Genomic DNA, 6,205 nt, shown 5'->3' on the forward strand with positions numbered 1-6,205 from the left:
AAAACTGGCTGCTTTTTGGCTATAAATTAAAGCTGATAGAGAAGAGTATAAACAGCAGAAGAGAAGCTTTTTGACTGAGGCTTCCGGTGCCAAAACGGTGCCAAGAAATCAGGCAAATAAAAATAAATAGTACAAATCAGTCGTTTTTCACTGTATTTTGGAGAGAAAACCATAAAAAATATGAGGTAAAATGATATTAAAGTATCGTGAAGGTGGACGTACTGTAGGATCAGGCCGTGTTGCTACCATCATCGAGTAATTAAATCTTAATATAGATTAGAGCAGTAATGCTTATTGTGTCCAAACGTAAGATTACCCCGGAACCGTAAGGTTTCCGGGGTTTTTCTGTTGCGTGGAAATAAATTTTCTATCTAATTCCAGAACCAAATCCCCCCTGCCTGCATCTAATTAGTGTAAAATAAAAGAAGCAAACGCGCGCAAATTACTCCGGTCGGACAGAAGGAGACAACCAACAATGACAAGAGATGTATTTATCAGAGAAATACGGCAGTCAGAATCCATGCTGTACCATGTGGCAAAGTCTATTCTGAAAAATGATTCAGACTGTGCAGATGCCGTACAGGAAACGCTTCTGAAAGCTTATGAAAAACTGCATACTTTGAAACAGGATCAGTTTTTCCGAACCTGGATCACGCGGATACTGATCAACGAGTGCAATGGGATTCTGCGCAAAAGGAAATGTGTGATCTCCTATGAGGAATATATGGAAAATTCAGATGCGGCAGAAAATAAAAAATATACGCATTTGTATATGGCTATCCTGAGTCTTCCGGAAGAGCTGAGGATTCTGGTAACGCTGTATTATATAGAAGGTTTTTCCCAAAAGGAGATCGCAGAAATCCTGCATATGCAGGAAGGAACCATCAAAAGCAGACTTTCACGGGCAAGAGCTCTTTTGAAGGAACAGCTTACAGAAGAGAGAAGCCGTTCCTTGATAAAAGCAGCAGGAACTAAGATGCAGTTACGGTAGAAGGAGGAGCAATTATGTCAGATCATAACTGGAAAAAAGCAGCGCCGGAAGTACCGGAAGAATTTCATATGAAATTCGAGGAAACATTAGAGCAGATTGAAAATAAGAAAGTCATTCATCATAAAAAGAACAGCAGAAAAATGATGATACGGATACTTGCCGCAGCGGCCATATTATGCAGTCTTGCAGTCACTACCATTGTGGCAGGGGAGCTTTTTCAGTGGAACGATGTGTTAAAGAAAAGGCTGAATCCATCAAAAGAACAGCAGGAGTCTCTGGCAAATCAGGGATATATCAAAGGAATCGGTCAGTCCCAGACACAGAATGGAGTGACTATCACGCTTGTAAATACAGTTCAGGATCAGAATCTTCTGTATGCGCTGTTTAAAATAGAAACATACGACAGTATTTTTATGGATGATACCACATCCTTTGAGGATGGTCTGAATATTAAAATTGACGGAACCTCCACATATGATATGGATGAACTGGGAAGCCGTGGAGCAGGGGCCGGACTGGCGTATCCTGAGGGAATATCGGATATTTCTCCACACTTACAGTATTATGAAGTTTCTTTGTCATATAATGGTGACTATGACCTCAGCGGTAAAACTGTTCAGATGGAGCTGAAGAATCTGACCCAGGGAGGAGATAAGGCAGAGAATGGAAAAGTAGTGGCGGAAGGCGTCTGGAAATTTGAATGGACACTGGATGATATTTTGTCCATGACGAAACTGGATGTAAACAGGAAATGTGATTTTGGAGGATATGAGATTACAGTAGATGCCATGGAAATTTCTCCTTTAAAATATACTCTTTATCTGGATTACGAGGAAGCTATGAAGGTATACGAGGATGAAAGAAACCGGTTCGAGTATAATGGTGATGATTACGGTATGGATCTTACAGGAAGAGCGCATATAGACCAGATTCGCTATCAGGACGGTACGGTTGTAAAAATGGATTATGAATCCGGCGGCGGCATTGGCGGCGGCGAAGAACAGTGGATTGAAGAAAAAGGGGTTGTAAAAATTTCTGAAAGCTTTGCACAGGTGATCGATGTAGACAAGCTGGAGGCAGTACATTTTGGAAACGTAGATTCCTGGCTTACAGTAAGATAAAAACAGAAAAACGGGTACTTTCATTTGGAAATCAGGGAGAGATCACTTCCGCAAATTTTATAAAATCATAAGGATCCGGGGATATTTCTGAATCAGCAGCGTCTAATATACAGAAACACATTACCGGCCGGTAAGGAAAGGAGCAGAGAATTGACAAAAGAAAATCTTGGCAGGCTGATTCTGGAATCAGAACGCCAAATGTACCTTACTGCAAAAACAATTCTGCACAACGACCAGGACTGTGGGGACGCGATTCAGGAAGCTATTGTAAAGGCGTTTCAGAAGATAGATACGTTAATACAGGAGAAGTATGCAAAAACCTGGCTGATGCGGATACTGATTAACGAGTGCTACAGCCTGCTCCGCCGGGAAAGCCGATATGTTTCCATGGAGGAAATAAAGGAATTTTCATCTGGGGAAGCAGAGGAGAAAAGGGATTACAGTGATCTTTATTCAGCTGTGAACTCTCTAAAGGAGGAGCTTCGGATTCCGGTGATCCTGTATTATGGAGAGGATTTCAGTATCAGGGAAATCGCACAGATTCTGGAAATTACAGAAGGGGCGGTACAGAAACGGCTTTTTCGGGCGCGGATGCAGCTAAGGGACAGACTTACGCAAATGGAGGTACCCATATGAGACTGGAAGAGATTAAAAAAGAGCTGCCTGAGACTCCTGATTTTATCCACAGGATGATGGTGGAGGAGGTAGAAAACCAACTTGGAAAAAAGGATACGGCAGTCAGCATAAGAACTCTCCGGAAAAAAAGAAAATGGAGCCCTGCTCGTGCGGCTGCTGTGGCGGCTCTGTGCGCTCTTGGATTTTCCACAGTGGCTTACGCAGGATATCAGTTATACACCATGTATGTGGAAAAACAGGGGAAATATGGGATTTCTGCGGGGATAACTATGGAAAAAGCCTCCGCTTCCCTTATAGTTCCAGATGAAATCCCACAGGTGAAGATCCAGACTGGGTATATTCCGGAAGGAATGGAATGGGCAGATGATGCTTCTGGAAAAACAAGGCTTTTTTACTCAGAAACACCGGATCAGGGAGGGATTTCCATAGGAACGGTACTTCTGGACAGTGATGACACGGATCAGATTCTTACGGAAACAGGAGTAATAGAAAGTGAGAAAAGAACTTTTGGCAGCAGAGAGGGAATTTACCTGAGATTTCAGGATCTGGAGCAGGATAAAACTTTTAACCAGGTAATCTATCTTCTGTGCCCGGAGGAATATCAGGTTGTCATCATGAACATCGGAGATGATGTGACAAAAGAAGATGCGGTAAAATTTGCAGAAAATCTTTCTTTTGTGAAAACAGGTGAAATGGAGAAAACAGAAAACCTGTATTCCTGGAGTGAATACGTTTCGCCGGAAACGGAAGAGGCGGAGCCTTTGGAGACTTCCATAGCAGAGAACGAGCTTCCTGTAGTAAAACCGGGGGAATGGCTGGAACAGAGAGTAACAGGTGAAACAGAAAACGGAGAATATCTGGAACTGGATGAAGTACAGATGAGGGTAGATTCTGTACAGGTTTCTGACGATCTCAGTCTTCTGGATGGAGCAGCACTTCCGGACGGATGGAAGGAAGCACTGGGAAGCGATGGAAAACTTGCAGTTAATAACCTGTCGTATATAAAAAGAGGAGATGGTGTGGAAACCCTGGATCAGGTGGTAAAAACGGAAACTATAGATCAGAAGCTGCTCTATGTGACTGTCACCTACAAAAACCCAACAGAAACTCCTGTTTATCATATGCTGTATCTTGGAAGTCTGATGCTGATAGAGCAGAAGGACGGAACGTATTCTGTCAGGGATATGGAGACCGGAAATTTCCAAAAAGATGGCGTCGAGTATGATTTTGTAAAGGGAGACGGCGTGGCCTCCAGTACAGAGATGGCTTACTACAGTATTCACGACGAATATGGAAACGGCGGAAATTATATTCCTGTGCTGAAAGCAGGAGAAGAGGTGCAGGTGGATATGGCATGGATTGTAAACGAGCCGGATCTTTCTAAGGCATTTCTGAATCTTTCCGGGGAAGGTTCCTGCTGGGAATTTACAGAGACGGTAAGAGAAACCGGACTGGTGGATATCCGACAATAGGGAACGATTCGTTTTCAGTAACCTTAAGTTTTGCATATTTTTCAGGAAAATACTTGACTTTATACTTACTACAACCCTTATAATGAAGCCATAAAATCACAGTGATTGAAAAAATGGCGCCATCAGAAACACAAAGATCAGATGCGAAAGGAGCGCAGTAAGTATTATGAATATTAAAGAAGCGGAAACTCTCAGCGGTATTTCCGGTCAGAATATCCGCTATTATGAAAAACAGGGACTGATCAGTCCAAAAAGGAATCGGATCAATTCCTACAGAGAATATGGAGAAGAGGATATCCGGATATTAAAGACCATTCGTATGCTGAGGATGCTGGACATGCCTATTGAACAGATCCGTCTGATTCTTAAGGGAGATCTAGCTATGGGAGATGCCTTAGATATGCAGAAAGTCAGGCTGGAGGTGCAGGCAAAGAAGCTACAGTCTGCCATCAGCTTCTGTGAGCAGATGGGGAAAGAGAAAATGACTCTGAAGGAGCTGGATATAGACAGCTGCCTGGAACAAATGGAAAAGAATACTTCCAGAGACGGATATTTTACCCGTTGGGTGGAGGATTACAAAAAGATCGCACGGGAAGAGGCGCAGAGGGTCTTTACTTTTATACCGGATGATGCGGTGACCAATCCCCGGGAATTTACAAATGCGCTTCTGGCATATGCAAAAGAAAAGGATTTGAATCTGGTGATCACAAAGGAAGGAATGTATCCGGAGTTTGAAATCGACGGAGTGGAGTACCGGGCAGAACGAAATTATGGACGGGCCTATCGGGTACCGGTAGCCGTGATCCATTGTGAAATGATCCATCCGGAATTGTATGAGACAGAGATGGAGCCAAAACGCCGCCGTTGGGTAAAGATTTTGTATCATTCTCTTCCTGCACTGGGATTTATTTTTCTGATTTTTCTTATGATGGGCGGTACAGGAGGACTTTCTCTTTCAGAGTTTTTTACCACAAAAGAAGGCATGATCCTTTTAATCCTGATCGTTATTCTGGGAATCTCAGAATTCGTGCATTTTTATCTTCTTTACCGGAATATGGACGGACCGAGATAACGTGGATGTACCGTAAAATTTGAGGGCGGACCGAGCCCTGTGTAAATGGGCAGTATCAGAAACAGAAGATATGAGAATGTCAGAAGGCTGTTGGTAAACGGATTACCGGCAGCCTTTGTTGTCTACAATAAGCATATTTAATTTTTTCCAGCGGCGAAGCTCCTTGGAGGTAAAGAGGAGATGCTGCTTCAGTTCATCTGTAGGGGGCTGTGGAGTCAGGGTTACCAGACATTTAAAAGCGCAGGGCATCAGATCAGCGCTGGAAATGCCGCAGAGAAGTCCCTCTGTAAAATCACGAAGCTCCAGAGGATTGAAAATATAAAGAAGATCTTCCTCCAGGCTGTTGTACTGATTTACGAAAGAAAAACGGATCAGCATATCACTGTAGACGACCTTGCCTGTATAGTAGATCTCACTGCTCCGCCCGGTAGGAGTTACGGCGCTGATAGACAGAGAGGCTTCATACTGGCTGCCGTCCTCGCTTTGATGGATATGGATCACTCCGTCCTTCAGGCGATTATACCTTCCATCATAAAAATAGAAATAGAGCTTACGGGCCTGATAAAAAGGACTTTTCAGTTTTTGATCGGGAACGGGAAAAACAGCAGGTCGTTTTGGCTGCTGTTCCATAAGCTGATTGATATTAACATTCAGTGCGTCTGCTATATCATAGAGAGTGTCTATGTCCAGGGTAATCTCGCCTGTTTCATATTTGCTTAAGGTGGCACGGCTTTTGTGTATCAGGTCGGCCAGCTGCTGAAGAGTCATGCCCTGATTTTTTCTGTGATTGCGTATTCGTTCTCCAATATGTTTACTGATCTGGCTCAATTTTATTCACCTTGTTTCGTAAAAATATACATTGTCTGTGTTTTAACAGCTAAAAAATCTATAATATACAGAAATGTGTCTAAAT

At 43.0% G+C, this 6,205-nt stretch carries 6 protein-coding genes; 5 read left to right on the forward strand and 1 reads right to left on the reverse strand.

The window, feature by feature from the left end:
• Positions 1-475 precede the first annotated feature (475 nt).
• The 5 genes from RDS42_RS11290 to RDS42_RS11310 all read left to right on the forward strand — a co-directional run bounded on the left by RDS42_RS11290 (position 476) and on the right by RDS42_RS11310 (position 5,292).
• The gene (locus tag RDS42_RS11290) at positions 476-991 is read left to right on the forward strand and encodes an RNA polymerase sigma factor (RefSeq protein WP_308783756.1); all 516 of its coding nucleotides are present in this window, start codon (positions 476-478) and stop codon (positions 989-991) included.
• Between the two features lie 14 nt (positions 992-1,005).
• A complete protein-coding gene (locus RDS42_RS11295; protein WP_308783757.1) occupies positions 1,006-2,112 on the forward strand; it encodes a DUF4179 domain-containing protein in 1,107 nt (368 codons plus the stop codon).
• Between the two features lie 150 nt (positions 2,113-2,262).
• Complete coding sequence (locus RDS42_RS11300) at positions 2,263-2,748, forward strand: sigma-70 family RNA polymerase sigma factor (protein ID WP_308783758.1); 486 nt, start codon at positions 2,263-2,265, stop codon at positions 2,746-2,748.
• Entirely contained in the window at positions 2,745-4,220 is a 1,476-nt protein-coding gene (locus RDS42_RS11305) for a hypothetical protein (RefSeq protein ID WP_308783759.1), read from the forward strand. The genes RDS42_RS11300 and RDS42_RS11305 overlap by 4 nt, the downstream gene beginning before the upstream one ends.
• Before the next feature lie 166 nt (positions 4,221-4,386).
• Positions 4,387-5,292 carry a MerR family transcriptional regulator gene (locus tag RDS42_RS11310; protein WP_308783760.1) on the forward strand — a complete coding sequence of 302 codons (906 nt, stop codon included), beginning with the start codon at positions 4,387-4,389 and terminating at the stop codon, positions 5,290-5,292.
• A 102-nt stretch (positions 5,293-5,394) separates the two neighbouring features.
• Here the strand turns inward: RDS42_RS11310 and RDS42_RS11315 are convergent, their stop codons facing one another.
• On the reverse strand, positions 5,395-6,120 hold the full coding sequence (locus RDS42_RS11315; protein WP_308783761.1) for a helix-turn-helix transcriptional regulator: 726 nt from the start codon (positions 6,118-6,120) through the stop codon (positions 5,395-5,397).
• Positions 6,121-6,205 lie beyond the last annotated feature (85 nt).

This window comes from uncultured Blautia sp. (assembly GCF_902497045.1).
In the GTDB taxonomy this organism is placed as follows: Bacteria; Bacillota; Clostridia; order Lachnospirales; family Lachnospiraceae; genus Blautia_A.